This is a genomic window from Alloscardovia macacae (assembly GCF_002259705.1).
Lineage (GTDB): Bacteria > Actinomycetota > Actinomycetes > Actinomycetales > Bifidobacteriaceae > Alloscardovia > Alloscardovia macacae.
Genome location: NZ_MWWT01000005.1, coordinates 400142 through 425740 on the forward strand (window position 1 = coordinate 400142; position 25599 = coordinate 425740).

The window sequence follows — 25599 nt, forward strand, 5'->3', positions numbered from 1 at the left end:
AGGTGGGATTTTTTTATACCTCATTTACTAGAAAGGAGCTTCCTATGAAGCGATGGCGCATCCTCGTAGCCCAGGAAATGTGACGAGAAAAATAGACAAAAAATAAAGGAAAAAATACCATGACGAACCAGACCACTCCAGAAACCACTCCAGAGACCACTCCAGAAACCATCGGCTACTTCGGACAGTTCGGAGGCAGCTTCGTTCCCGAGCCTATCCAGAAGCTGCTCGACGAACTCGAAGAAACTTTTAACCGCTATAAGGATGATCCCGAATTCCTCGCCGAATATCACGCCTATCTGAAGGATTATGCAGGACGCGAGACCCCGCTCTACTACGCTGAATCACTGACGAATTACCTCGGTGGAGCGAAGATATACCTCAAGCGCGAAGACCTGAATCATCTCGGCTCGCATAAGCTGAATAACGTCCTCGGTCAGATTCTGCTCGCCAAGCGCATGGGAAAGACGCGTGTCATAGCAGAAACCGGTGCAGGTCAGCACGGTGTGGCCACGGCTGCCGCAGCAGCGCGATTCGGTATGAAGTGTGACATCTACATGGGTGCTGTGGACGTGGAGCGCCAGAAGCTGAACGTCTTTCGTATGGAGATGATGGGAGCCACCGTCCACGCCGTCGAAACGGGGACAGCCACGCTGAAGAACGCAGTGGATGCAGCCTTCGGCGCATGGATGAATGACCTCGACGCCTTCTATGTGCTGGGTTCTGCAGTGGGTCCACATCCTTACCCGACCATCGTGCATGAATTCCAGAAAGTCATCTCTGTAGAGTCGCGCCGTCAGATCCTCGAAAAGGAAGGACGACTGCCGGATGCAGTCATCGCCTGCGTGGGTGGAGGGTCGAACGCCATCGGCGCATTTTCTCAGTATGTGGACGACGAGTCGGTGAAGCTCATCGGCGTAGAAGCCACAGGTAAGGGACTGGATACTCACCAGCATGCAGCCACCATGGAAAAGGGGCGCATCGGTGTGGTCGATGGTATGAAGACCTACTCCCTGTTTAACGAGGACGGAAGCGTAGCAGAAGTATACTCCATCTCTGCAGGCCTCGACTACCCAGGCGTAGGCCCAGAGCACGCCTTCTTCAAGGACAGTGGTCGCGCCGAATACACGGGAGCCACAGATGATGAAGCAGTCAAAGCACTGCTCCTGCTCTCGAAGACCGAGGGCATCATCCCAGCCATAGAAAGCTCGCACGCGCTCGCAGAAGTAATCAAGCGAGCACCGACGATGAGAAAAGACCAGATCATCATCGTGAACGTCTCCGGTCGTGGAGACAAGGATGTGGCATCCATCAAGGATTACCTTCAGGAGCATCCAGAACTGGCATAAGGTCAGAACACAAGGGGCTAGGGGCGCGTTCGAGAGATAGAGAGAAAGAGCGCGCACTCTAGCCATATATTCAGTGTATCGAATTTTTTGACGGTGTGCATATGCATGCCCAGAATGAGAACCACCATGAACCATACCTTCCATACCTTCGAACTGTCCACGCTGAAAGTGGAAGTCATAGAAACCGGACGCCCCTTCGTATGCAGCCACCACGTGGGAGACTACTTCCTCGTCGAGGGAGAAAATCTCATCTTCGAGCAGACTCGCTCCTTCTCCCTGTACGCGCTCGCGGCACTGCTCCCACTCCTACCAGCTAAGCAGCGGCCACTGCAGAAAGCAGACTGGATGCTTTCAGATAGCATCATCGCGTGCCCAGACCCCCACTGTGGAGCTGCCTTTCAGATAACGCGCATCACCTCGCGCACCTTTACCCATGAAGAGACCACCGTCGTGCCTGTGGCAGGGGTGGATGAGGAAGAATTGGACTAAAGAAAAATGGAGAGAACAGAACTGACACCCGGATACAGCATCTCGCGCGTCCTGAACGGCCTATGGCAGCTCTCGCCCGGCCACACGCTCTCCGGACGCCTCGATACCGCGGACATCCTGCACGCCTTCCACGAGCTGACCGAACGCGGCATGACCACCTTCGACCTCGCGGACATCTACCTCGGCGCGGAAGACGTGCTCGGAGCGTTCCTGCGCGAACTGCGCGGTTCGAAAGGCGAGGGAGCGCTCACGTCCGACGATATCCAAATTCACGAAAAATACGTGCCGGATTACGACATCCTGAAAACCGTCAGCTTCGCGGACACGGAACGCATCATCGACCGGAGCCTAAGAAAACTCGGACGCGACTACATCGACCTCATTCAGTTCCACTGGTGGGATTACGAGGTGGACCGCTACATCGAGGTCGCGCAGAACCTCGTGAAACTGCGCGATAAAGGAAAAATCCGACACATAGGCGTGACGAACTTCGACACCGCGCACCTGGCAGCACTCGTGGACGCCGGCATCCCCGTCATCTCCTGCCAAAGCCAGTACTCGGTCTTCGACAGGCGCGTGGAGCGGGCGATGGTCGAGTACGGGACGAGCCTGGATACGAGCTCCGAGGCCGCGCGCGGCGAGGGTAGCGCCGGACAGGGAGAGGGCGGCGCCGGGCGGAACATGGGCGGCGCCGGACGGAGCGCGCACATCCAGCAAATCTGCTACGGAACGCTCGCCGGCGGACTGCTCAGCGAAAAATATCTCGACATTCTTCGTGCGGGCGCAAACGTGACAGAAAGTTTCGTGGACATCCAGCCGGAAACGCGCTCGCAGGTCAAATATCTCCAGATTATCGACGCAAGCCTCGGAGCGGACGGATACCTGCGCATCCTCGAACTGCTGAACGACATCGCGCGTGAGCACGGCGTACAGATAGCCCAGGTCGCGACGCGGTACATTCTGCAAAAAACTGGCGTGGCAGCCACCATCATAGGCATTCGCAATTCGCGCCACGTGGCGGAGAACGCGCGCATCGGCACGCTCTCGCTGAGTGCCGACGACGTGGAACGCATCGACGCTCTGCTCGCGCAGTACCCGACTGTTCCGGGCGAACCGTACGAACTCGAGCGCGACCCGCACTCCATCTTCCGCTCCATCATTCGTATGAATGAGGCGGAGGGAGGGGATCGCGAAGCTCAAGCCGATGGTGATGCTCAGAACAGCAAGGAAGGGAAGTAAACTATGACTACTCAGACTACCGCGACCGTCCAGCCGGACGCGCAGCCGACCGTCCAGCCGGCCACGCAGACAGGCGGGAAACCGACCATCCGCTTTTACGGCGGCCCGCTCGTCGCGCTCCTCCCACTGGCCGTTTTCCTCGGATTCTGCATAGAATTCTTCGTCGTGCTCAAAGCATTCGACATGGGCGTGCTCGCCATGGCCGCGCTGAGTGCGCTGCTCGTCACCGCGCTATTCGTGCGGACGGACGGCGGTACGAAGCAGGACGGGGCAGTGACGCAGGACGGCGCGACGAAGCGAGATGACAGGGCGGCGAAGCGGGACGGCGCAGCATCGTCCCGCGCACACTACTGGAACGCGGTCTATGCGGGCGTGCGCGAAGCCACGCCTATCGTCATCCTGCTACTGGCCATCGGAATGTTTTCCCAGCTCATCAAATCCGCGAACCTTTCCGGCGGTTTCCTCTGGATAGCGCAGCACGTGGGTGTCTCGGGTGGGCTGCTCAGCGCGCTCATCTTTCTGTTCGTGTGCATCATCGCCACGGCCACAGGTTCCTCGCTGGGCACGATGTTCACCGCTTTTCCTATTTTCTATCCGGCTGGCGTGCTGCTCGGCGCGCATCCAGCGTTCCTCGCTGCAGCTATCGTGGGCGGCGCTATTTTCGGCGATAATCTCGCGCCGATTTCGGATACGACCATTATTTCGGCGTCCACGCAGCATTATTCTGGTGATCGCCGCTCTACGGCCGACGTGGGCGGGGCCGTTCGCACGCGCTTCAAGTATTCGGCCGTCGCGGGCACGGCGACCTTCCTTCTGCTAGCACTGTTCGGCGGAAGCGGGAGCGGGAGTGTCGCGGGTTCTGTGGGTTCTGCGGGAGGCGATGGAATGACAGGCGGCGCTGCATTCGCCAATTCCGCGGTCGCAGCAGATCCGAAAACCCTCCTCATGCTCCTTCCGGTCGCGCTGATGCTCGGTGCCGTCGTACTGACGAAAGACCTTTACCTGAGCATCATCCTCGGCATCCTCAGCGGCGCAGGCGTGGGGCTCGCCGCCGGCATTCTGGGCGTGCAGGACATCGTGTCCGTGAAGGACGGCGCTCCTGCTGGCTTCCTTTTCGAGGGTGTCAATTCTATGATGAGCACAGTGATCCTCGTCATCGCTGTCTATGGCATCATGGGAGTGCTACAGGCGGCTGGACTTCTCGACGCTCTGCTGTCTCGTCTCGGAAGGTCGCGTTTCGGGGCGAGTGCTCGTGGCACCGAACTCATCATTATGGTGGGAATCACTGTGACGACGCTCCTGTTCGGTGGTGTGACCTCAGCGTCCATGACCACATTCGGTAAAGTCTGTGACGGTCTCGGCCAGCGTGCAGGACTTCACCCGTACCGCCGCGCAAACCTGCTCGACGGCTTCGCGAATGGTCTGGCTGTGTGTATTCCTTTCCTCAGCGTCTTCGTCTTCATCGGGTCGAGCTTGACGAGTGGATATGCAGAAAATGGAGTAGCAGCAGTGAGCGTGGTAGAGCTCAGCGCCCACATGGTCTACCCAGCTCTGCTCTTCCTCGTGCTTCTCGGTTCCGTGCTCACAGGCTGGGGGCGAATATACGAGCGGGGGAGAGGAGAATAGTAATTTTCTCTGCTTTTCTGCGGGCCGAGGGCTGTGAACTGAGGGCTGAGGGCGGATATGGCTAGACGTGATGGCCGTATCCGCCCGCGTGTTTTCGAGAGGTGTTCGTAGTGGGCTGTGAGTAGAATGGAACGTCCCAGTACAGGGCGGGGATAGCAGAAAGGCGAGGAGGTGACTCATGGTAAAAGTGAATAAACAGAACGTCGCAGGCTGGTTTCTAGGACTCATCGTGCTCGTGGCAGCTGTGCTCGCACTTATGGCTCTGTACGGGCCAGTCCATCTCGAAGCGAGTCGCCTGAGCTTCACCTCGCTCAGCCAGCTGGATGCGCGTTCGCGCCAGATACTCCTTTATATAGGGTACGATGCGGCAGTATTCAGCACACTCGCCTTCGTCCACTATGCCATAGATAAGGGCATCGCTGTGCGAAATGGAAAGCGTTCTCGGCTGAAACGCGAGTGGCGACGTACTCCCGAAGCAGTGCTTCTCGCCGAGTCCCTTCTCGGAGGAGTAGTGGGGGCTAGTTTGAGCATGCTTATCTTCCACCATAAAGTGCATACATGGTATTTTGTGTGGGGACAGGTGGCTTTCTCCCTGCTGCATGTGGCGCTCCTCGCGTATGCACGCGCGGCGGGCTGGCTTTAGAATGCTTTCGAGAGCCTGCCGTAGAATGGTGTGAAAACGAGCAGGAGAAAAAGTGAGAATAAAAATACTCGCCGTCGGGAAATTGAAAGAAAAGTTCTGGAAGCAAGCCGTGGAAGAGTATGCCAAGCGGCTGAGCGCATACTGCACGTTCGAGATAGTAGAGCTCGCGGATGAAAAAACGCCGAATAATGCTAGCGCGAAAGAAGATGCTCTCATTCTCGAGAAGGAAGGCGAGCGCATCCTCGCGAAAATAAGCCCCGACGAGTACGTCATCGCTCTGGCCATCGAGGGGAAACTCGTCACGAGCGAGCAGCTCGCGCAGACGATAGAGCAGTGCGGGCTGCGTGGACACAGTAAAGTGACCTTCCTGATAGGAGGCTCACTCGGGCTGGCTCCAGAAGTGAAGAAGAGAGCTGATGAACTCATCTCCTTCGGACGCATTACCATGCCGCACCAGCTGGCGCGCGTGGTGCTCAGTGAGCAGATTTATCGCTCGTACCGCATCATGAACCATCAGGCGTACCATAAGTAAAAGCACATACTTCGCGAGGAATCATAAGGGAGAGGAGAGCATACGAATCATGACGAACGTCACCATCATAGGAGCCACCGGCTCGCTCGGACGCGTAGTTACGCGCGCTCTGCTGAAGAAGACGGATGCGCATCTGACGCTCTTTTCCCGTACCGCCTTAAGTCTCGTAGCTAATCTGCGCGTGACGAGAATGAGCGCGTCCACAGATAACGCAAGCGCTCTGGAGGACGCTGTGCGCGATGCGGATGTGGTCTTCGTGGCTCTTTCTGGAGACCTTCCCTTCATGGCAGGCCAGGTGGTGGCCGCCATGAATCGCGTGGGCGCTAGGCGCATCGTCTTCGTGAGCGCGTACGGGATTTACGGGGAAGTGGCGGATGAGCGTGATGGTAGGCAAAGCCGAGACGTACGGGGAAGCGAGAGTCCGGGAATCCCAGACATTCTCCTGCCGTATCTGCGTGCTGCAGACATCATCGAAAGCTCAGGTCTCGACTATACGATTCTGCGTCCAGGCTGGTTTAAGGACAGTGCAGATGGAGAGCCAGGACACTACCAGCTCATCCCGAAAGGGCGGCTGGTTCACGGGCATGACGTCGCACGAGAGTCCATAGCAGACGTGGTGTGCCGCGTGGTGGAGAATCCGTATGAGCTTTCCGGTGAGAACGTGGCCATCATCGACGTCCAGGAGTAAACGAGAGGAGATTTTTGCGTATGCTGAGCGCGTATACTATGCCTATTCAGACGGCTTTTCTGTTCTTTCCAGCCATAGCGGCTGTGCTCGTGCTGCCCGTATACATCTACCAGTACCGCAAATTCGGTTTCATGAACATGTGGCGCTTGGCTGCCATCTACGCGTTCGTGCTGTACCTCATGTGCGCGTATTTTCTCGTGATTCTGACGCTTCCGCCCACGCGAGACATTATCTCGCTGCTCGGCACGCACCGTCAGACTTATTACCTCGTCCCCTTCTCGTCCATCATGGATATCATCCGCGAGACGCAGGTGGTACCGAGCAGGCCGAGTACGTATCTGCACCTGCTCCGTGAGCGCGCTTTCCTTCAGGTGGCCTTTAACCTCCTGCTCACCGTACCGTTCGGCATGTTCTTACGCTACTTATTCCGACTGAAACTCGGCGCCACTACCCTTATCACGTTCTGCCTCACGCTTTTCTTCGAGACGAGCCAGCTCACAGGTCTTTTCGGTATCTATAATGCGCCGTACCGTCTCTTCTCCGTGGATGATCTTATGCAGAATACGCTCGGAGGAATGCTCGGGTATGCGCTCGTTCCTGCGCTTCTGTGGTTTATTCCGTCACTCGATAGCGTGGATACGAAGAAGCGCTCGGAAGTGATGACGCGCGGAGTAGGCGTGCTGCGTCGGTGCGTCGCGCTCCTCATCGACTGAGTGGTGCTCGACCTGGGCATAGGTTTCGTGAACGGCATCGTGCGTGTGAATGGTGTGCACTGGCTTATTACGGCTGCGGGTATCGCGCTGTATTTCGTGCTTCTTCCGTATATGACACGCGGATATACGCTCGGCAAATGGCTGGTGCGTGTACGCCTCGTGAGCGCGGATGGCAGCGCGCCTACTCTACGCGCGCTGGCTGTACGTGCTGGCGTGTTCTACGGCACCATCCTCGGTATCAACGGCGTGCTGTCTACTGCTATGAATCTGAACTCCGAAAGCGCTCTCGTCCTTGTGGGCTGCTTGCTGTTCTTTGCGCTTGTGAACCTGCTGCTCGTGGTGAATTTTATCGCGAATATTCGTTCGCGCTCCTTCTTCCACGACCGCGTATCTGGTGTGGTCAATTCTCCTGTGCAGGCGGTTTCACGAACCTGATGTGGCGCGCCACGCCAGTGGGAAAATTGGCATAGATTCTTGCTAAAGTGAGGGCGTAAAACCGTGATGCGAGCGGAAAGGCAGAAGGATGGAAGAGCACGCCCTCCCCGAACCCCGAACCGACCATGCTGACGCGTACGAGGCGTCGGATGTTATCTCGAACGAACCCGCGCGAATGAAAACCGGCTGGATAGCCGCATTTCTTATTCTCGCGGGTCTTATTATGCGCGCGCCTATCGTGGTGCTCCCGCTGTACATCGAACCGATGTCGCGCGAGATGGGACGCGACCCGGGCAGTTTCGGAATTCTCACGAGCCTGCCACTGCTCATGTTCGTTCTCGTCTCGCTCATCGTGCCATGGCTGGCCGATAAACTGAACCTTACGCGCACGCTGCAGCTGGGCATGTGGCTCATCGTCGTGGGGAGTCTGATGCGTTTGCTTGTGACATGGAACACCATGCTTGTGGCCACGGGACTGATCGGAGCGGGGATAGCCATACTAAACATAGGCATGCCTACTCTCGTCACCGAAGTCTTCTCCGAAAAGCCTGGTCTGTATACCACAAGTTACTCGACGGGCCTCGTCTTCGGATCCGTGCTGCTCGTCTTCATAGACCCGCTCATCACTGCTGCTTTCGGCTGGCGTGCAGGAATCTGGGTGATGGCTGGGATGGCGCTGATTCCAGCGCTGATTAGCATGATGATGCCGCCGATCCGCGTGGCAAGTGGGGCAGATGCATCGCCGCAAACGGGGTCGCGAACCGAGAATCGTTCCGGCGCAAAGCTGCGCTTCCTGCGTGACATTCGCACGTGGCTTTTCGTGGGTATGTTCGCCGGACAGGCTTTCCTTTCCTACACTCTCAGTGCGTGGCTTCCTGTCATGCTCGGGGCGTCACATATCTCTGGCATGCACTACACGGGAATCATGGTGCTTTTTAATCTCGCTGGACTGCCGGCGTCTTTGATTATTCCGATGTTTTTGGCGAGGACCAAGCGCGTGTATCACCTCTGGTTCGTCGTGTGGGTGACGCTCGTGCAAGTGGCTGTGGTGGCTTTGTATCCAGTGCGCCCGATGGATGCGCTGTGGGGACCAGTCTACTGGTATGTCTTCGGTGGCGTGAGCTGCTTCTTCTTTACGGCCATCTTCGTGATGGTGCTCACGTTCTATCCGCTGAAGGCGGCCACATCTGCAGATGCGGCGGACCTATCCGGTCTGTCCCAGTCGTTCGGCTACCTCATCGCTGCCGCGGGGCCTTTGCTCTATGGTTTTGTCTACGGTGGCCAGCATATGCCAGGCGTCTCCTTCGCGTGGGCTATGACTCTCGTGGTACTGCTGAATGCATGGTGTGCCTGGCATGTGGTGCGTATTAATAAGTTCGGACTGGAGACGCTGCGATGAGCGAGATGAGTGATACGCGTGGGGCGAGTCGGATGAGTGGAGACGCGGAAGAACGGCACGTCGAGGTGCATGCCGTCTACCGCCACTTTAAAGGCCATTATTACTATGTCGAAGCTCTCGCCACAGATAGTGAAACGCTTGAGGACATGGTGGTGTACCGCAAACTCTACGGCGACGGCGGTCTCTGGGTGCGGCCAGCTCGTATGTTCCTTTCTCCAGTGGATACCGTGAAGTATCCGGATGCATCGCAGAAGTGGAGGTTTGAGCGAGTGGAGCTGTAGCTTGAGGCGAAAAGTTAAGTTGTTTGTAAATCATCTCACAAATGAAGCTCATGAGAGGAATGACGAGCCTAAAATGAGATGATTTACAAACAACGTCACTGAGTTCTAAGAAGTTTTTGGCGTTCTATTTTCTCCTCTTCAGGAATCTCAGGGACCCCAGCTAACTTCATCTTCCGTATCATCGACGCACCATCGTTGACGAGTGCCTCGATGAATTGAACGTGCACGACGCGGCAGCCTACGAGGTGGAGAGCCTCATCGCGGTCATGGTCTCGCAAAGCTACCTCTGCAGAATTCTGGACATGGATGGATTTCAGCATGTCTTCATCCGTATATTTAATGAGCCCATCCACTTCCATGACGAGATGCGGCTGAGGAGTATTCGGGAACACATTTGTCCATTCAAAATCCGTATACATGCTCTTCTCGTTATACAGTGTACGAATCCGCGAACGTTCTGGTGAGTAGAGGAGATTCTCATGCTGTGTCTGCAGCTGAGGAGCCTGGAAACCAGCAGCGAGAAGACGCGCACGAGCGAATGACTCTGCGTGACTAGGAGAATTCAGATCCATAAGCGAGAGCTTATAATCCACCGACTCTGTACGCCAGTAAGGATTCGTGGCATGGAGATACTCCCGAATATCCTCCACACTATGGCGGTAGAAGCGTGCGAGAAACTCGCACACAGGAAGCGCTATCTCGAAAGGAACTTCACGGAATATGTCTATGACTATCTGTGAGATACAGGTAATGAGTAGACCACTGACTAAACAGTAATCTTCATTGATCACCTTAAACCTGAACGCCAGCTTTTCCGGAAGGAGAAAGATAGGATAATCCGCCTTCTTCCCATACCATCCGAGCCTTTGCGTGACGAGTTCATCGGGGAGTGGGTGGGGATTATGGCGAAAATCCACAAGCATCGTTTTGCGGACGCTCTTCGAAGATAATCGGTTATAGGAAAAATGCGTAATTTGGCAGTACTTGTAGTACTCCGGATACTCAGGTACAGCACCCAGTACGAGCGCGGCAGACATTCCGCGCAGTGGCCACTTCGGGTGTGAGCGTGCATAGGCATACGTTTTTGCTAAGGTCTGCTCATAGGGTGTCAGCGAATTCCATACGTCAGGCTCAGCGTAGTACCCTGGGATAGGCTGGAGAAGAGTGCCTTTAGCGGCGTATCTGCTCCATGCACAGCGCTCAGCATGAGTGGCTGGTTGCATCAGCGGTGGGTCTATAGCTTGTTTCATGTTTCCAGTGTGATGCCTCATGATGAAAATGTCACGCGTGAAAAGCAATTGTTAGCAGATGTGGATAACCGTGTCGCGAGCGTGCATGTTGGGAGGACGAATACTGCTTTCATGAAGTTGTTTGTAAATCGTCTCATTTCGTCGGCTATAGGAGGGGTTGAAACGGGTAAATACCTGTAAGGATGAGATGATTTACAAACAACTCCTGAACCTTTCGATGGGGCGCACGCAGAAAGGGCTGGTGACGCATCCACATCAGCATCCCCAGCCCCTCAGTGCCCTGTGCCTAGCCCCTCAGCGCCAGCCCAGCACCCAGCAAGCACACACGTCCTTACAAAATATGCACGCGCACAGTGCCCGGAATATCCTGCACTGCCTGCACATCCTCCTCAGAAAGCACGCCAGCCACGTCTGTAATCACGTAGCCGAGGTCGCCTTCGGTCGCCAGCGACTGAGCCACGATGTTCAGATTCTTCGCGGACAAAACGTTATTCAGTTTCGCGAGGATGCCCGGAAGATTCGTATGCAAGTGAGCGATGCGCGCGAGTCGAGCGTGTGCCGTCGCCCCGATAGCACCGGACCCGATAGCACCGGCCCCGACAGCACCGCCTGCGCCCGCACTACCAGCACCAGCCCCCGCCCCAGAGCCAGCCACCGCGCTCACATTCAAATTCGGCATATTCACCGACAGTGAGGTATTTCCGTCCACGAGATAGTCGTAGAGCTTATGCGAGACGAATTCTCCGATGGCTTTCTGCGCTTCGAGTGTGGATCCGCCCACGTGCGGCGTGAGGATGACGTTCGCTATTTCGGTCAGCGGCGTGTCGAATTCGTCGCCCGTCGCTTTCGGTTCGGTAGGGAAGACGTCCACGGCTGCTCCACTCAGATGGCCGGACTTCAGATGGTTATACAGCGCCTGCACGTCGATGATGAATCCGCGTGAGAGGTTCATGAAGACCGCGTCCTGCTTCATCATGCTGAAGTACCGTTCGCCGAAGATGCCCGCGTTCGACGCACGCCCGTCTATGTGCAGCGTCACAGCGTCCGAGATGCGCAGCAGCTCCTCCATAGAGTTCATGCGGGTGGCGTTTCCGAGAGCGAGCTTTTCCTCGATATCGTAAAAGACCACGTTCATTCCGAGCGCTTCGGCGAGGATGGACACCTGAGAACCGATGTTCCCATATCCCACGATTCCGAGCGTCTTTCCGCGGACCTCGTGCGATTTTTTCGCCGTTTTATCCCACGTATGTGAGCGGATGGAGAGCGTGTGTTCCGGCACGCGTCGCATGAGTGCGATGATATCCGAGATGACCAATTCCATCACAGAGCGCGTATTCGAATACGGAGCGTTAAACACGGCTACGCCTTTTTGCGCAGCAGAGCCTAGATCCACCTGATTCGTGCCTATGGAGAAGCAGCCCACGGCCTCTAAGCTCGGGCACGCTTCGAGGACGCGCGCGGTCACCTGTGTCTTCGAGCGTATTCCCAGAAGGTTCACGTCGTGCTCGGTGACTGCTGAGATGAGCTCATCCTCATCCATAGCTCCGGCGGCAGTCATAACGTCGATGCCACGGCTACGCAGAAAATCTGCTGCCGTGGCATGAATATTTTCGAGAAGAAGTGCTGTAGTCATAGTCACATTCTACTCAGAGGGGACTCCTCCACGTGCAGGTGTCCACCTAGCGATACTGAACCTGCATTACAGCGCGATGCGTGCACTATCCTCTTCAGTCTGGACGATGACAAGCTTTTGCGTCGGGCGCGTCATGGCCACATAGAGGTCAGCAGCAGCGGATAGGCGAGACGCGCTGTTTTGTGCTATGAGGCCTGGCTCGCACAGGACCACAGCATCAAATTCGAGTCCCTTCACATCCGTCGGCACATAGACGCCCACCTGGGCATCCCATGCGGGCTGGGAGGTGAGACGTGCGAACTCTTCGTCGCTCACATCCTCAGAATTCTTCATGGATAGGCGTAGCTGCTTATCGATGCTATCGCGCACGGAAGGGTCACAAATGAGTGCCACGCGCCCCGTCCCGTCCGAGGAGACATACGCTCCCATAAGATTAATGGTATGGCGTATAGCAGAGTCCACCGCAGTGCTCATATCTGAAACGTGGGAACGCTCCACAGACCCCTCCACAGCGCGCACTGCGGAGACTGTAGAGATATACAGTCCCTCGGAAGCGGCGAATTGGCCGGCGATGTCCGAGACTTCCTGTGGATTACGGTAGTCGATGGTTAGTTCATTCAGGTCCCAGCCATCGGCTCCGAAGAACGGATTCAGCATGGTCTTCCAGGAATGGGTACCGCCGAGGGCAGTGGTCTGCGCCACATCCCCCACGATAGTAAAGGAGCGCGATGGGCAGCGACGAAGAAGCATGCGCCAGTCCATCTGGGTCAGTTCCTGTGCTTCATCGACGACCACATGCCCGTAGGTCCATTCGCGGTCTGCTCCCGCACGTTCGGACAGAGTCAGGTCACTGGAATCATTCATGTGGTCGAGCACAGTGCGTGCAGAGACGCCAGACCCAGAAAGTCCCATAGATGCCATCATGTCATTCACATAGCTTTCGTCGGCGCTTTCTGCATCGTCACGTGCTGATGAACGCTGCTGTTCGTGAGGATCCGGGCCGAGAAGCTCGAAAGCTTCATCGAGCAGTGGAACATCGGACACAGTGAAAGGTGAGCCAGATGGTCGCGTGAGCGCAGACACTTCGTTATCCTTCAGCCACGGTGCGAACTGACGTATGCGGTGAGGCTTTGAAAGCATGTCATTCACGAGCCATGGCGCATTCATAGGTAGCCATGCTGTGTTCAGTACGCGGCGCAGCGTGTCGCTCATCTGCAGGGTACTGCGCGCTCCGTCGAGTTCAGTAGCTTCTGGCTCATAGTCCAGTGCTTCACGATAACGAACCATGAGCAGGGAGATCATGGACTTGACGAAGGTGTTTCGCGCGAGGTTATGGGGCTGGCGGCTACGGCGAGCATTTCCTTGAGCTTCTTCGATGTCAGCACGCGTGATAGGAACACGCACACCGTTCACAGGAAGCACGGGAAGCTCGGATGGAATGCGCACGCGCGAGGCCACAGCATTCGCGATGGCCTTCGCCATGCGCTTGCTTCCCTTGACACGTGCTGCGAATGGCTCGTCTACGGCTGTGGCGTGAATGCCAGGAATGAGGTCTCCCAGCGTCCGCGAGATGACACCTGTCTCGCCGAGAGACGGCAGTACCTGGTCGATGTAGTGCAGGAATGCTGGAGATGGCCCCACGATGAGGACGCCTGAGTTCTGGAGTGTGGAGCGGTGGGTGTACAGCAGATAGGCTGCGCGGTGTAGCGCCACGGCAGTCTTTCCTGTGCCTGGTCCACCCTGAACGACCAGCGGCCTGGTCAGCGGGCTTCGGATAATGCTGTCCTGCTCGCCCTGAATGGTAGCCACGATGTCTGTCATTTTACCGGTACGGCGCGTAGACAGGGAGGCGAGTAGAGCGCCCTCGCCAGTGAGTGTACCGGATTCGGAAGCGCTGGCCACGTGCTCGGAGTCCACGTCGAGAACTTCGTCTTCGATGGCTACGACGTCGCGGAATTTCAGGGTGATATGGCGACGCATCGAGATGTTCCCACGATGGCGTGGGGTCGCTTCGTAGAACGGACGTGCGGCTTCAGCGCGCCAGTCCACGAGAATGGATTCGTGATTTTCGCTCTGCAGACCGATACGTCCGATGTGATGCTGCTTGTCGTCATCCGTGTCGATGCGTCCGAAGACGAGACGGTCTTCCACCGAGCGCAGCTGATAGAGCCTGTCTTCGTACATGGTGGCGAACGAGTCGCGCTCGGAACGCTGCGTAGGTGAGCCGTGCGCCCCGCGTCCGCGCACGTCAGCGAGACGTTTTTTCGTCAATTCGCGGATTTCGTCGAGACGTGCATAGGCGGCGTCCACCATGGACTGCTCTTGACGAATCTGCTCTGAATAATCGGTCGAATGCTCAGTCACGCGCTTTATTCCCCTGTACTTCCGGTATCTCTCCTACAGCCAAAAACTGCCATACAAATCTACACCGAGGTCTCTACAAACAAATTTCTTAAAATTTCTCCGACATAGTGGGGCAAAGTGGGGGAAAATGGGGTAAAGTGGTGAATACGTTTGATAGAGGGAAAATTGACCTCAGAAAAGAAAGGAGGGGAAGATGGCAGACGAATCGGCGAAAAATCTTCCTCTCCCGGACCTTCTTCTCGGTACGTACGAGCCGAAACTCGACAGTAAAGGACGTGTGGCCATCCCCGCGAAAATGCGTACGCAGCTCGGCGCGGGCTGTGTGATGGCGCGCGGGCAGGAGCGGTGCGTCTACTTGCTACCGAACGATGAATTTCGCCGCATCGCCCAGCAGATTCAGCAGGTCTCCCTCAGTAATCGCGCTGCGCGGAACTATCTGCGCGTCTTCCTGTCTGGCGCTGTCGTTCTCGAACCGGATAAGCAGGGGCGCGTCATGATCCCGCAGATGCTGCGCTCGTATGCGAATCTCGCGGACGACGTGGTGCTTATCGGTGTGGGCACGCGCGCGGAGCTGTGGAATAGGGAAGATTGGGAGACGTATTTGCACGATCAAGAAGAGGATTACAGCACGATGTCCGATGATATTCTGCCGGTGGCGCCGCTCATGGGTGGAGGCACAGATGGAGCAGCAGGAATGGGTGTGATGCCATGGTAGATGTGAGCACTATTCATAAGCCAGTACTCTTCGACGACTGTGTGGAGCTCGTCACAGCCAGTGCGCGTGAGAGTGCTCGTCGTGCAGGACGCGCGTATCCGGTGATCGTGGACTGCACACTCGGGCTGGCGGGGCACACAAGTGGATTCCTCAGCACACTGGATGATGTGCACGTCATCGGCATCGACCGTGACCCGGAAGCTTTGGCTCTCGCCACGAAGCGTGTGAACGACCAGGGATATGGTGAGCGCTTTATCCCTGCACATGCTGCCTTTGACGAGTTTACGCAGGTGCTCGAGCGTGCTGGTGTGGACCAGGTGGATGCGGTCTTTATGGACCTCGGACTCTCGAGCCTGCAGATAGATGAAACAGAACGTGGATTCTCCTACTCGCATGACGCTCCACTGGACATGCGCATGGATACCACGCAGGCGCTGACCGCACAGGACATCCTCGCCACGTATGAGTACGGCGACCTTGTTCGGATATTTAAAGAGTATGGGGAAGAGCGTTTTAGTGGGCCGATAGCGCGAGAAATAATCCGCATGCGCGAATCTGGCGAACCGGTCTCCACATCCTTCCAGCTCACTGAACTGGTGGACAGGACCGTGCCGAAAGCAAAGCGTCCTGCCGGGAACCCTGCCAAGCGTGTCTTCCAGGCGCTGCGCATAGAAGTAAACGGTGAGCTCGCGAAGCTGGCGGACACGCTTCCGCAAGCATTACGCGCACTAGGACCAGGTGGGCGCATAGTGGTGGAGTCCTACCACTCGCTGGAAGACAAGTGCGTGAAGAAGTTCTTCGCTCGCGGGCTTACAGCCGACGTTCCACCGGGGCTTCCTGTCATCCCCGAAGATGCCCAGCCATACTTCAGGGATATTACGCACGGAGCTATGAAGGCGGACGAGGCTGAGATAGCGAGGAACTCGCGCTCTGCATCGGTGCGTCTGAGGGCTGTGGAAGTGACGCGGCCAGTTCCAGACAGAGCGTTTAAAGAATCGGCGAATACGCTGGCGAAAAACAAGACCATGAGCAAAAACGCGAGGAGAGCACATTATGGCCGCCGCTGAAGCAGCACGTATATCCACCCGTCCTGAGGTACGAATGGCACGTCCAGTACGCACCGAGCGCATAGAGCGTACAGGGCGCACAGTACGCACCGAGCGCACAGGGCGCGCGGCGCAAGCTCAGCTAGAATTATCCCCGAGCACGCGTACGTCTTCGAGTGCTCAGGCTCGCCAGCGTCCCCTCGTCGTTACGCACGTCCAGAGCCTCGCACAGAACCGACGTAAGGCTGTAGTCGTATTTGTATTTTCTGTAACATGTTTGATAGGAAGCTTGCTCGGAGCGCTCGGACTGCGTACGCTCATGACGGAAAATGCTTTTAGCATCGCTCAGACGCAGTCCAGCGTGAGCAAACTGAAGCAGGATGTGCAGCAGGATAAGGCGAAGCTGAACGAGCTGCAGACATCACTGCCAGAACGTGCTTCTCAGCTGGGTATGCAGCAGGGAACGAGCTCCATGACCATAGACCTCGCGAACTAGGGAACTGGCGAGTTCAGGAACTGGGGAACGTATCCAGACGAAACTGGTTCCCACGTTACCTCATCACCTTAGCCACCAGTCATAGAGACCAGTCATAGCCACCAGTCATAGAGACGCCGCGAACTAGAGGAAGCGCTTACTTATGCCACGTAGGATGCCCCAGGGGACAGCACAGAGAATGCCACACGCGCCGAAAAAATATGATGCAGCCCATGCGCATACCATCCGCCGCCGTACACTCGTCATCATCGTCGCGTGGGCGCTGGTTCTGGCTGGGTGCCTCTATAAACTCGTGGATATTCAGCTCATCCGCGCAGGTGGTCTCGCCACAGAAGCACAGAATTCTCGCACGGTCACCGCTCGCGTACAGGCCATGCGTGGAAGCATAGTGGATACGAATGGGGAGACTCTCGCTCAAAGTGTAGAAGCGTATAAGATTTATGTGGACCAGGTGGGAGCGAAAATCTTTAAGCCGGTGTCCTGCACTCCTGAGCGCAAGCGTTCCATGACGGATGCGGACTATGAAAAAGCGAAGCAAGACCTCAAAACCACGTGTCACAGTGTGGATGGAAAAGATGTGCCTGGAAAAGGGCCATCTGCAGTAGCGAGGATCCTCGCGCCAGTGCTGAACCTGAATGTGCAGGAACTGGGCGCGAAGCTGGCAGGAAAGTCCCGCTACGTGGTCGTGGCAGATAAAGTCACTCCAGAGCTGAAGCGTAAGGTGGATGCTCTTCACCTCTCTGGCGTGGTGGGAGCTGAGCTCATGAGCGAGCGCGTCTACTCGAATCCTACGCTTATAGGTTCCATCCTCGGTGGTGTGAATAATGAGAACACGGGCGTCACGGGTATAGAAGCCATGGAAGATGGCTCACTTAAAGGTGTGGATGGTGTAGAAACCTACCAGCAGATGAATCCTGTGCGTGGCACGGCGAAGATTCCTGGCACGGAAGAAGTCGAGTCTGTGGCGAAGCAAGGTGGAACAGTAAAGCTTACCATAGATGCAGATGTGCAGTGGTTCCTTAATAAAGAGCTTAAAGAGCGCGTCCAGGACCAGAATGCCGCATGGGGCATAGGCGTGGTTCAGGAAGTAAAGACGGGGAAGATCCTCGCTATAGCGGATTCGAACCAGTATGCTGCGAACTCTACAGATGCCCTCACGAAGGGGTCGCTGGCCATGCAGGCCACCTTCGACCCTGGTTCTACGGGTAAAGTCATCACCGCATCCGGTGTTATCCAAGAGGGGCTACATAAGGCGACCGATCAGTTTACTGTGCCTTACAGCCTGGAATATCAAGGCCAGACGTACCATGATGCTCTCCCGCATCCCGATGAGCACCTTACTCTGGCAGGCATCCTGTACCACTCGTATAACACAGGTACCATCATGACGGCGTATAATTACTCGCTCGAAAAGCGCTACCAGTACATTACTGCTTTCGGACTCGGCCAGCCGACGGGTATAAACTTCCCGGGTGAATCTACGGGCCTGCTCGGTCGCTACGACCAGTGGGATACGCGCACTCAGCAGACGGTTCTGTTCGGCCAGGGCTATACGGTGAATGCTCTGCAGATGACGAATGTCGTGGCCACCATAGCGAATGGTGGCGTGCGCCTGGGCCAGAAGCTCGTGGAAAGTTCCACAGATGCGGATGGAAAGGATACTACTCCTGCCGTGAATAAGTCCGAGCGTGTCGTCTCCGAAGAGACTGCCGGTACTGTGCTGAACATGATGGAGAATATCGGTGAGGAGTATGCGAAGACGGCCGGCGTGGAAGGCTACCGTATAGCGGGAAAGTCCGGTACGGCAGAAGTAGCGGGAAGCGATGGGCGCCTTACGAGCATCGTGGGAGATTATATCGCCGTGATCCCTGCAGATAATCCTACCTACGTTATTTCCGTCTTCCTGAAGGACGCGAAGGCATATTATGGTGGTGCTACTGCTGGTCCTGTGGTAAAAAACGTCGCGCAGTTCCTCATGCAGAAGTATCAGATTCCGCAGTCGCAGCCGCGCACGAACGCTATTCCTATTACGTGGTAGGCTTGAAGCACTATGTCTAGCGTGAGTGAATCTATTTCTGAGCACCTTACTTTGGGGGATATTCGGCGGCGGTATGGGATTAGCGCTGTCGGTGCGCATCATGATGCCGTGACGGTTACGTCTGTGGCCGACGCGCTGGAGGACATTACCCCGGGTGCTCTGTACATCAGTTCGGCGCGGGAGTATGATCCGCGCATAGTCCATGCGGCAGCCCGCCGTGGCGCGTATGCTATCGTGTTCATGCGTGCGGAGAGTGTCAGCGAGTCTGTGGAGGATTCCGCGGTGACATCCGCGCTTCCGTTAGATGCGGAGATACCCGTTTTGTTTGCCAATTTACATAATGATGAACGTGCGCGCATCGCCGCAGACATGGCAGGATATCCTTCCGCGTCTCTAGCAGTCTTCGCCGTCCAGGGGGATAGGTCCGGTAAGCTCGTATCTGCTCTGTATAGTGTGCTGCACTACTTGGGTAATCCTCTCGGCGTTATCGATGCGCGAGGAGGGCACAGTCTCGAGCGTGAGCTGAACATGAACACACCACTGTCCCCACTGGACATCCAGAGCATGCTGTTCGTCATGGCTGAGGATGGAGCCACGTCCGTTATTCTTCACATCGATGATTCCGTTCTCGAAGCACTTTCCTTAACGAGCGTGACCGTGGACGTGTATACGAATACGTCGCGTGAGTCGTATAACGTTCCTGAACTGAGCCCTCATGTCTCGGGCATGATGGAGACTCTCGGCCTGGATGATGCTCCAGCTTCGACTTCGAAGCGTCCTAGTTTCCTGCGCTCTCACGCGCAGAAAGATGATGCCGACGAGCTGCGACGAGTGGCTCGCCAGGATGTCCAGGCATATGGAGCGGAGATAACTGATCAGACTCTGTGTGTGGAAACGAGTCAGGATGCGAAAGATCTCGTGGATGAAGTCCTCGGTGCTGAAGCATCCGAACGCGAGCAGGAGCTCGCCACCGCAGTCACTATGGTCCTCGCTGCAGGAGTAAAACGCAGCAGCATAAAAAGCGCTCTGCGCTTAGCCTACGAAATGAAAGATAGATAAGTCATGATTTCTACATCGCTACACGAACTTCTCGACGCTCAGCTGGGAGACCTGTACATTCAGGGAACTCGGGTAGAGACTTTAGAGAAAAAAGATGATGTTCAGATGACGTCTGTCGTGACGGATTCTCGTCAGGCTCAGGCAGGCTCCATCTTCGTAGCTATAGCAGGGGAGCGAGTGGACGGTCATGACTTCGTGACTGGTCTTTCTGAAGATGTAGCTCTGGCTGTAGTGGACCACCTCATCGTCGGTGCTGCAGTGCCACAGCTGCTCGTAGAGAATACTGTGCGGGCTCTAGGGGACATAGCACGCTTAAATATTCAGAAGCGTCGCGCTTTCGCTGCTCGAGGCATGAATGAATTCACCATCATAGGCATTACCGGATCCGTGGGAAAGACCACGACGAAGGACATGCTGCACGCAGTACTCTCGCGCCTGGCACCGACAGTGGCTCCACAGGGGTCGTTTAATAACGACATCGGTCTTCCACTGACTGCCCTCCAGGTAGACGAGAAGACGCGCTTCTTCGTGGCAGAGATGGGAGCATCCGCGAAAGGTGAGATAGCATACTTGACGACCATAGCGCGTCCAGACATCTCCATCGTGCTGAAGGTGGGAGTGGCACACCTGGGAGGCTTCGGTAGCGTAGAAGGAATACGTGACGCGAAGTCTGAGATAGTGCGCGCGCTGACCAGCTCTGGCGTGGCTATCCTGAATGCGGATGACTCCTATGTGCGTACCATGGCGGATATGACGAAGGCATCGAGCATCATCTGGTTTAGCCGAGAAAATGCGCAGCAGCAGCCGAAGCCGAAGGTGTCCGGCATGGTCTCCTCCGTCATCGTGCGTGGTACGGATACGCAAGTGGATGAGGATAATCGCGCGAAGTTCAGTGTCCAGCTGCCCGATGGAACGAGCTTCGACCTGCGCCTGGGCATCCGTGGCGAGCATAATGTGTTTAACGCACTAGCTGTGCTCAGCGTGGTCTATAGTCTCGACATCCCTGAGCACATCGCTGCCAGCGTGCTTTCCCAGATGAGTACTATAAGTGCTCACCGCATGCACGTGGCTGAAGTGACGAGAGGAGAGACCAGCTTCACCGTCATAGACGATTCCTTTAACGCGAACCCGGACTCTATGCGTGCAGGCCTGAAAGCCCTCGCATCCTATAAAAAGGCAGATGAAGGACTGCTGCGCATCGCGGTCCTCGGAGCCATGCTGGAACTCGGCAGTGGAGAAGAGGATGCTCACAGGAGAATTGGCCTTTATGCAGCTGAGCATGCAGACGCGGTCATAGCCGTCGGCTCGAGCGAGGACGAAAACCTCACGCGTCTGGCGGCATGCCTCGCAGACGGTGCAGGTCAGAAAGCGCAGCTCGTCGCGAACGCTCACGAGGCGAACGCTCTCGTGGAAAAGCTCGCCCAGCAGCATCACGCTGTGGTTCTCCTGAAGGGGTCGCACGCATCCGGACTGAGCGCACTCGCATCCGAGTGGATACACTAAAGGGAGGGGAACTGTCATCATGATAGCGGTACTTATAGGGCTTATCGTGGCGCTCGTGGTCACCTTCGTGGGAACGCCGGTAGTCACGTCCGTCATCACGAAGCTGCATTACGGGCAGTACATCCGCCAGGACGGCCCACAGTCCCATCAGGTGAAGCGTGGCACGCCGACTATGGGAGGAGTAGTCATAAACCTCGCCATAGTGCTCGGCTGGCTCGCATCCGCACTTTACCGGAACATAACTCTCGGCACTCCATTCTCAGCGAACGCCATGCTCGTCCTCTTCGTGATGGTGTCGATGGGAGTACTCGGTTTTATCGATGACTTCGCGAAAGTGGCGAAAAAACAGAACGAGGGCCTGAGCATTCACGGAAAACTCATCGGCCAGATAGCCTTCGCCACTATTTATGCCGTCCTCTCACTTACTCTTCAAGCGCCAGACGGGAAGGTGAGCGCACATTCGGGCATCACCTTCATCGAGCGCCCGTTCATAAACTTCGAAAGCTTCGGCGCGGTGGTCTCCACCATCCTCTTCGTCATCTGGGTGAACTTCCTGCTGGCAGCGTGGACGAATGCGACGAACCTCACTGACGGTCTCGACGGTCTGGCTTCAGGAAGCTCTATGGTGGCATTCCTCGGCTTCGCCATCATAGGCATGTGGCAGAGCTACCATCAGATTCCGCAGATGAACTCGCATGCGTACACTGTGCAGGACCCTCAGGACCTGACCATCATCGCCCTCTGTGCAGTGGCTGCATGCTTCGGATTCCTGTGGTATAACTCGAACCCAGCCACCATCTTCATGGGAGACACGGGGTCTCTAGCCCTGGGAGGTCTCTTCGCAGCTCTATCCATAGCCACTCATACGGAAGTACTTGCTGTCCTACTCGGCGGTCTCTTCGTCTGGGAGACCGTTTCGGACGTGATACAGATCTTCTCCTTTAAAGTCTTCCATAAGCGCGTCTTTAAGATGGCGCCTATCCACCACCACTACGAGCTCAAAGGCTGGACGGAGAATAAAGTAGTCGTGCGTTTCTGGATGATCGAGATGGTCTGCGTTATAGCAGCGCTCGTCATCTTCTACCTCGACTGGGTCATTCGCTCGGGGCTGTAAAGAAGAACAGTAGTAGCTTAAGTAGCTTAGTAGTAACTCACCAGTAATTCAGAAATGAAGGACATTATGGCATCATATCTCGTCGTAGGACTCGGAGTATCCGGACAGGGCGTCGTTAGCGCGCTGACTGAGCGTGGGGACTCAGTCCAGACCGTGGACGATAAAAAGCCAGCAGATTACACTCTGGCTGATATAAATGCAGAATCCTTCGACTTTACACGTTTCGACGCTGTTATTACCTCTCCAGGCTTTAAGCCGTCCACACCTTTCGTGACCCATGCGCGCGAAGCTGGCGTCGAAGTGATAAGCGACGTAGAACTCGCATGGCGCTGGCATCATGCAGACGTGCAGAGCTGGATAGGCATCACTGGAACGAATGGAAAGACCACGACCACCGAGATGACCACTTCCATCATGCAGCATGCTGGTAGTAAGGCTGCAGCAGTGGGGAATATAGGGCATGCCATCACCACGGCGAGTGTGGATCCTCAGGTGGACACTCTCGTGGCTGAGCTCAGCTCTTTCCAGTTGCACTATACGTCGAGCCTGGCACTGACCTGTGCGGCTATAACGAATCTCGCGGATGATCACCTCGACTGGCATGGCGGCTTCGAAAACTATGCTGCAGATAAAGCGAAGATATATCGCGGTGTGCAGCGCGCTGTGGTCTATAACGCGGATGATGCACGTGTAGTAGAGCGAGCTTTGGCCGCTCGAGACGCTGGCCAGGCAGCGTCCAGCGCCATATTCGTAGGCTTTACGCTGGGGGCTCCTGAAGAAGGCCAGGTAGGTGTAGAAGATGGCTGGATAGTGGACCGCAGTGCTTTGTCTCTGGGGCAGCAGGACGGACAGAGCGAGGATGTGTCGGCCGTACAGCAGCGCATCGCACCTATATCGCGCTTCACGCATCTCACGGAGCCAGATGGAACCGTGTACCCACATCTTCTCGCCGACGCTCTGTGTGCATACTGTCTCAGCCGTGGTGCTGGAGTATCTGCTGAGGATGCCATCGAAGCTCTCGCACAGTTCGCGCCGAGTGGCCACCGCATCCAGACGGTAGCTGAGACGAAGAGTGCCATCCGCTTCGTGGATGATTCGAAGGCGACGAATGCGCATGCTGCTGCAGCGTCCTTAAGTAGTTATCCTGCCGGCCGCGTTATCTGGATAGCAGGAGGACTCGCTAAGGGCGCAGAGTTCGGCGACCTTATAGCCGAACAGAAAAACCGTATGAAGGCAGCCGTGATTATAGGTGTAGACCAGCGTCCTATGCTCGAGGCACTGGATGCGCACGCGCCAGAGCTCCCACGTACTGTTATCCAGCCGGCTGATTCGGGAACGACCGATTCCGCTGCGGAGCCTATTATGCGCCAGGCCGTCGAAGCGGCAGCAGCGTATGCTCAGCCGGGGGATGTGATTCTTATGGCCCCAGCCTGCGCGTCGATGGATCAGTTCGTCTCGTATGCCGACCGTGGCGACCAGTTCGCCACCTACGCTCAGGAATGGGTGGCTGCACATGGTGAGTAGAGACCCGCGTGCGCGTTCGTCTCGTTCTGTGAACTCGGCGAACTCGGCGAACTCGGCGAACTCGGCGAACTCGTCTACTGCGTCTTCGAAGAATGGCTTCGTGCGTGCAGTATACTCTCTGCATGACCGTCTGACGCAGTCGCGCCTCGCGCGTTCCCTCAGCCGCCGCGTGGATAATGCCATATCCTGGCTCACACGAGGTTCGCGTTTCGAGCATGGAGCCAGTGAGTTCACTGCGCGCTCTGGACGAGGAAGTGCACAGAGGGCAGGCGCATCGCGCATCCGCGAAGACTACTCCGGATGGCGTTTCCTGTTCAGCCCGCTCGCGAGCTACTGGGCTCTGACATCGAGCGTGGTCGTGCTCACTCTTATCGGTCTCGTTATGGTGTTTTCCAGTCGTACGGCGGATATAGCCGATGAGAGGGCCTCCATATTCAGTATCATGTGGCAGCAGGGCCGTTTTGCACTGTTCGGATGTGCTATATTCATAGGCCTCCAGTTCATGAAGGCGCGGTCTATCCGAAAGCTAAGCGGTCTCGCATTTCTCGTTGCTATGTTTCTTCAGGCGCTTACGCTCACACCACTGGGCTCGAGTGCTGGTGGTAACGCGGGATGGCTGGTCTTCGGGTCTCTTCGTTTTCAGCCTGCAGAGGTGATGAAGTTCGCTCTGGCCGTCTGGTTACCGCATATTCTTCTTGCTGCGCGTAAGCAGGCACAGGAACATCGCCTGCATAAACTGAATTTAAAACCGTACATTCTCCCTGGTGTGGCTTTCATCGCGGCATTCGGCCTCGTTATGGCGGGTAAGGACTTGGGTACCGGTATAGTCATCGTGCTTATCGGTGTGGGAGCGTTTTTCCTCGCTGGTTTCCCAGTGACATATCTGCTCAGCGCTGCTCTGCTAGGCGGTGGTCTACTCTTCATCGTCCTCGTGAGAGGGAACTCGAACCGCTGGGACCGCATTATGGCCGCGTATGGTGGATGCTCCACGCGTCAGGCTGCGCTGTCGGATAAGCTCTGCTTCCAGACCCTGCATGGAGACTACGCTTTAGCTACCGGTGGACTGACTGGCGTAGGTCTCGGAAACTCGCGCGAAAAGTCCTACCTTCCTGCACAGGATAATGACTTTATCTTCGCCATCATCGGCGAGGAGCTCGGATTTATCGGTGCGCTGGCCGTGATTCTGTGCATAGCCGTGATGGCGTGGTCCATCATTAATCTGTCGCTTCGCCACCAGAGTGTCTATATGCAGATGGTGCTGATGTGCTTCGGCATCTGGTTTACTGCGCAGTCGCTCATTAACCTCGCTGTGGTGCTGGGACTTCTTCCTGTTATGGGACTTCCGCTTCCGTTTATATCATCGGGAGGATCCTCGCTCGTCATGTGTCTGGCCGGCGCCGGCGTGTGTGTGCGTTTCGCCCGTGAACAGGAGGATGTGCGCGCGAGCCGTGGCCGCTGAGACA

Annotated in this window: 23 protein-coding genes; 20 read left to right on the top strand and 3 right to left on the bottom strand. The window is 56.3% G+C overall.

Annotation, left to right across the window (positions count from 1 at the left end):
- The first annotated feature begins 119 nt into the window (after positions 1–119).
- The 11 genes from trpB (at position 120) to ALMA_RS04470 (ending at position 9394) form a co-directional block, all read left to right on the top strand.
- Entirely contained in the window at positions 120–1349 is a 1230-nt protein-coding gene (trpB, locus tag ALMA_RS04420) for a tryptophan synthase subunit beta (RefSeq protein WP_094726522.1), read from the top strand.
- Positions 1350–1475: 126 nt separating this feature from the next.
- Positions 1476–1838, top strand: a complete 363-nt coding sequence (locus ALMA_RS04425; RefSeq protein WP_094726523.1) for a TIGR04076 family protein — start codon at positions 1476–1478, stop codon at positions 1836–1838.
- Between the two features lie 6 nt (positions 1839–1844).
- On the top strand, positions 1845–3077 hold the full coding sequence (locus ALMA_RS04430) for an aldo/keto reductase (protein WP_094726524.1): 1233 nt from the start codon (positions 1845–1847) through the stop codon (positions 3075–3077).
- A 3-nt stretch (positions 3078–3080) separates the two neighbouring features.
- Complete coding sequence (locus ALMA_RS04435; protein WP_094726525.1) at positions 3081–4703, top strand: Na+/H+ antiporter NhaC family protein; 1623 nt, start codon at positions 3081–3083, stop codon at positions 4701–4703.
- A 178-nt stretch (positions 4704–4881) separates the two neighbouring features.
- Positions 4882–5346 (top strand): DUF1294 domain-containing protein, encoded by a 465-nt coding sequence (locus ALMA_RS04440; RefSeq protein WP_094726526.1) that lies wholly within the window; start codon positions 4882–4884, stop codon positions 5344–5346.
- A 52-nt stretch (positions 5347–5398) separates the two neighbouring features.
- Positions 5399–5878 (top strand): 23S rRNA (pseudouridine(1915)-N(3))-methyltransferase RlmH, encoded by a 480-nt coding sequence (rlmH, locus tag ALMA_RS04445; RefSeq protein ID WP_094726527.1) that lies wholly within the window; start codon positions 5399–5401, stop codon positions 5876–5878.
- Positions 5879–5927: 49 nt separating this feature from the next.
- Positions 5928–6566 (top strand): NAD(P)H-binding protein, encoded by a 639-nt coding sequence (locus ALMA_RS04450; protein ID WP_094726528.1) that lies wholly within the window; start codon positions 5928–5930, stop codon positions 6564–6566.
- A gap of 20 nt (positions 6567–6586) precedes the next feature.
- Positions 6587–7279 (top strand): VanZ family protein, encoded by a 693-nt coding sequence (locus tag ALMA_RS04455; protein WP_094726529.1) that lies wholly within the window; start codon positions 6587–6589, stop codon positions 7277–7279.
- A gap of 3 nt (positions 7280–7282) precedes the next feature.
- Positions 7283–7714, top strand: coding sequence for an RDD family protein (locus ALMA_RS04460; RefSeq protein WP_158520657.1), 432 nt, complete (start codon positions 7283–7285; stop codon positions 7712–7714).
- Between the two features lie 88 nt (positions 7715–7802).
- A complete protein-coding gene (locus tag ALMA_RS04465; RefSeq protein ID WP_094726531.1) occupies positions 7803–9113 on the top strand; it encodes an MFS transporter in 1311 nt (436 codons plus the stop codon).
- Positions 9110–9394: a DUF1653 domain-containing protein gene (locus ALMA_RS04470; RefSeq protein WP_244568861.1), complete on the top strand. Its 285-nt coding sequence runs from the start codon at positions 9110–9112 to the stop codon at positions 9392–9394. Before ALMA_RS04465 ends, ALMA_RS04470 begins: the two co-directional genes overlap by 4 nt.
- A 95-nt stretch (positions 9395–9489) precedes the next feature.
- Here ALMA_RS04470 and ALMA_RS04475 read toward each other — a convergent pair whose 3' ends face one another.
- The 3 genes from ALMA_RS04475 to ALMA_RS04485 form a co-directional block, all read right to left on the bottom strand.
- Positions 9490–10644 (bottom strand): hypothetical protein, encoded by a 1155-nt coding sequence (locus ALMA_RS04475; RefSeq protein WP_148140253.1) that lies wholly within the window; start codon positions 10642–10644, stop codon positions 9490–9492.
- 331 nt (positions 10645–10975) lie between these two features.
- The gene (gene serA / locus ALMA_RS04480; protein WP_094726533.1) at positions 10976–12277 is read right to left on the bottom strand and encodes a phosphoglycerate dehydrogenase; all 1302 of its coding nucleotides are present in this window, start codon (positions 12275–12277) and stop codon (positions 10976–10978) included.
- Positions 12278–12343: 66 nt separating this feature from the next.
- Complete coding sequence (locus ALMA_RS04485) at positions 12344–14590, bottom strand: HelD family protein (protein ID WP_094726653.1); 2247 nt, start codon at positions 14588–14590, stop codon at positions 12344–12346.
- A gap of 244 nt (positions 14591–14834) precedes the next feature.
- On the opposite strand from ALMA_RS04485, the gene mraZ reads away from it, so the two are divergent.
- From mraZ to ALMA_RS04530, 9 genes are all read left to right on the top strand, one after another.
- Positions 14835–15356: a division/cell wall cluster transcriptional repressor MraZ gene (gene mraZ / locus ALMA_RS04490; RefSeq protein ID WP_094726534.1), complete on the top strand. Its 522-nt coding sequence runs from the start codon at positions 14835–14837 to the stop codon at positions 15354–15356.
- Positions 15350–16423 carry a 16S rRNA (cytosine(1402)-N(4))-methyltransferase RsmH gene (gene rsmH / locus ALMA_RS04495; protein WP_086105849.1) on the top strand — a complete coding sequence of 358 codons (1074 nt, stop codon included), beginning with the start codon at positions 15350–15352 and terminating at the stop codon, positions 16421–16423. The genes mraZ and rsmH overlap by 7 nt, the downstream gene beginning before the upstream one ends.
- Positions 16410–16898 carry a hypothetical protein gene (locus tag ALMA_RS04500; protein ID WP_086105848.1) on the top strand — a complete coding sequence of 163 codons (489 nt, stop codon included), beginning with the start codon at positions 16410–16412 and terminating at the stop codon, positions 16896–16898. Before rsmH ends, ALMA_RS04500 begins: the two co-directional genes overlap by 14 nt.
- Positions 16899–17040: 142 nt before the next feature.
- Positions 17041–18936 carry a peptidoglycan D,D-transpeptidase FtsI family protein gene (locus ALMA_RS04505; RefSeq protein WP_244568862.1) on the top strand — a complete coding sequence of 632 codons (1896 nt, stop codon included), beginning with the start codon at positions 17041–17043 and terminating at the stop codon, positions 18934–18936.
- Positions 18937–18957: 21 nt separating this feature from the next.
- A complete protein-coding gene (locus tag ALMA_RS04510) occupies positions 18958–19995 on the top strand; it encodes a hypothetical protein (RefSeq protein WP_148140254.1) in 1038 nt (345 codons plus the stop codon).
- 3 nt (positions 19996–19998) lie between these two features.
- Positions 19999–21498: a UDP-N-acetylmuramoyl-tripeptide--D-alanyl-D-alanine ligase gene (locus tag ALMA_RS04515; RefSeq protein WP_094726537.1), complete on the top strand. Its 1500-nt coding sequence runs from the start codon at positions 19999–20001 to the stop codon at positions 21496–21498.
- Positions 21499–21517: 19 nt separating this feature from the next.
- A complete protein-coding gene (mraY, locus tag ALMA_RS04520) occupies positions 21518–22612 on the top strand; it encodes a phospho-N-acetylmuramoyl-pentapeptide-transferase (protein WP_094726538.1) in 1095 nt (364 codons plus the stop codon).
- A gap of 66 nt (positions 22613–22678) precedes the next feature.
- A complete protein-coding gene (gene murD, locus ALMA_RS04525; protein WP_244568863.1) occupies positions 22679–24136 on the top strand; it encodes a UDP-N-acetylmuramoyl-L-alanine--D-glutamate ligase in 1458 nt (485 codons plus the stop codon).
- Complete coding sequence (locus ALMA_RS04530; protein ID WP_148140255.1) at positions 24126–25595, top strand: FtsW/RodA/SpoVE family cell cycle protein; 1470 nt, start codon at positions 24126–24128, stop codon at positions 25593–25595. Before murD ends, ALMA_RS04530 begins: the two co-directional genes overlap by 11 nt.
- The last annotated feature ends 4 nt before the right edge of the window (positions 25596–25599 follow it).

Coding starts and splice junctions, on each gene's coding strand:
- trpB (WP_094726522.1), top strand. CDS start 120: ATGACGAACCAGACCACTCCAGAAACCACTCCAGAGACCACTCCAGAA.
- ALMA_RS04425 (WP_094726523.1), top strand. CDS start 1,476: ATGAACCATACCTTCCATACCTTCGAACTGTCCACGCTGAAAGTGGAA.
- ALMA_RS04430 (WP_094726524.1), top strand. CDS start 1,845: ATGGAGAGAACAGAACTGACACCCGGATACAGCATCTCGCGCGTCCTG.
- ALMA_RS04435 (WP_094726525.1), top strand. CDS start 3,081: ATGACTACTCAGACTACCGCGACCGTCCAGCCGGACGCGCAGCCGACC.
- ALMA_RS04440 (WP_094726526.1), top strand. CDS start 4,882: ATGGTAAAAGTGAATAAACAGAACGTCGCAGGCTGGTTTCTAGGACTC.
- ALMA_RS04450 (WP_094726528.1), top strand. CDS start 5,928: ATGACGAACGTCACCATCATAGGAGCCACCGGCTCGCTCGGACGCGTA.
- ALMA_RS04455 (WP_094726529.1), top strand. CDS start 6,587: ATGCTGAGCGCGTATACTATGCCTATTCAGACGGCTTTTCTGTTCTTT.
- ALMA_RS04465 (WP_094726531.1), top strand. CDS start 7,803: ATGGAAGAGCACGCCCTCCCCGAACCCCGAACCGACCATGCTGACGCG.
- ALMA_RS04470 (WP_244568861.1), top strand. CDS start 9,110: ATGAGCGAGATGAGTGATACGCGTGGGGCGAGTCGGATGAGTGGAGAC.
- ALMA_RS04475 (WP_148140253.1), bottom strand. CDS start 10,644: ATGAAACAAGCTATAGACCCACCGCTGATGCAACCAGCCACTCATGCT.
- serA (WP_094726533.1), bottom strand. CDS start 12,277: ATGACTACAGCACTTCTTCTCGAAAATATTCATGCCACGGCAGCAGAT.
- ALMA_RS04485 (WP_094726653.1), bottom strand. CDS start 14,590: ATGGTGGACGCCGCCTATGCACGTCTCGACGAAATCCGCGAATTGACG.
- mraZ (WP_094726534.1), top strand. CDS start 14,835: ATGGCAGACGAATCGGCGAAAAATCTTCCTCTCCCGGACCTTCTTCTC.
- rsmH (WP_086105849.1), top strand. CDS start 15,350: ATGGTAGATGTGAGCACTATTCATAAGCCAGTACTCTTCGACGACTGT.
- ALMA_RS04500 (WP_086105848.1), top strand. CDS start 16,410: ATGGCCGCCGCTGAAGCAGCACGTATATCCACCCGTCCTGAGGTACGA.
- ALMA_RS04505 (WP_244568862.1), top strand. CDS start 17,041: ATGCCACGTAGGATGCCCCAGGGGACAGCACAGAGAATGCCACACGCG.
- ALMA_RS04515 (WP_094726537.1), top strand. CDS start 19,999: ATGATTTCTACATCGCTACACGAACTTCTCGACGCTCAGCTGGGAGAC.
- mraY (WP_094726538.1), top strand. CDS start 21,518: ATGATAGCGGTACTTATAGGGCTTATCGTGGCGCTCGTGGTCACCTTC.
- murD (WP_244568863.1), top strand. CDS start 22,679: ATGGCATCATATCTCGTCGTAGGACTCGGAGTATCCGGACAGGGCGTC.
- ALMA_RS04530 (WP_148140255.1), top strand. CDS start 24,126: ATGGTGAGTAGAGACCCGCGTGCGCGTTCGTCTCGTTCTGTGAACTCG.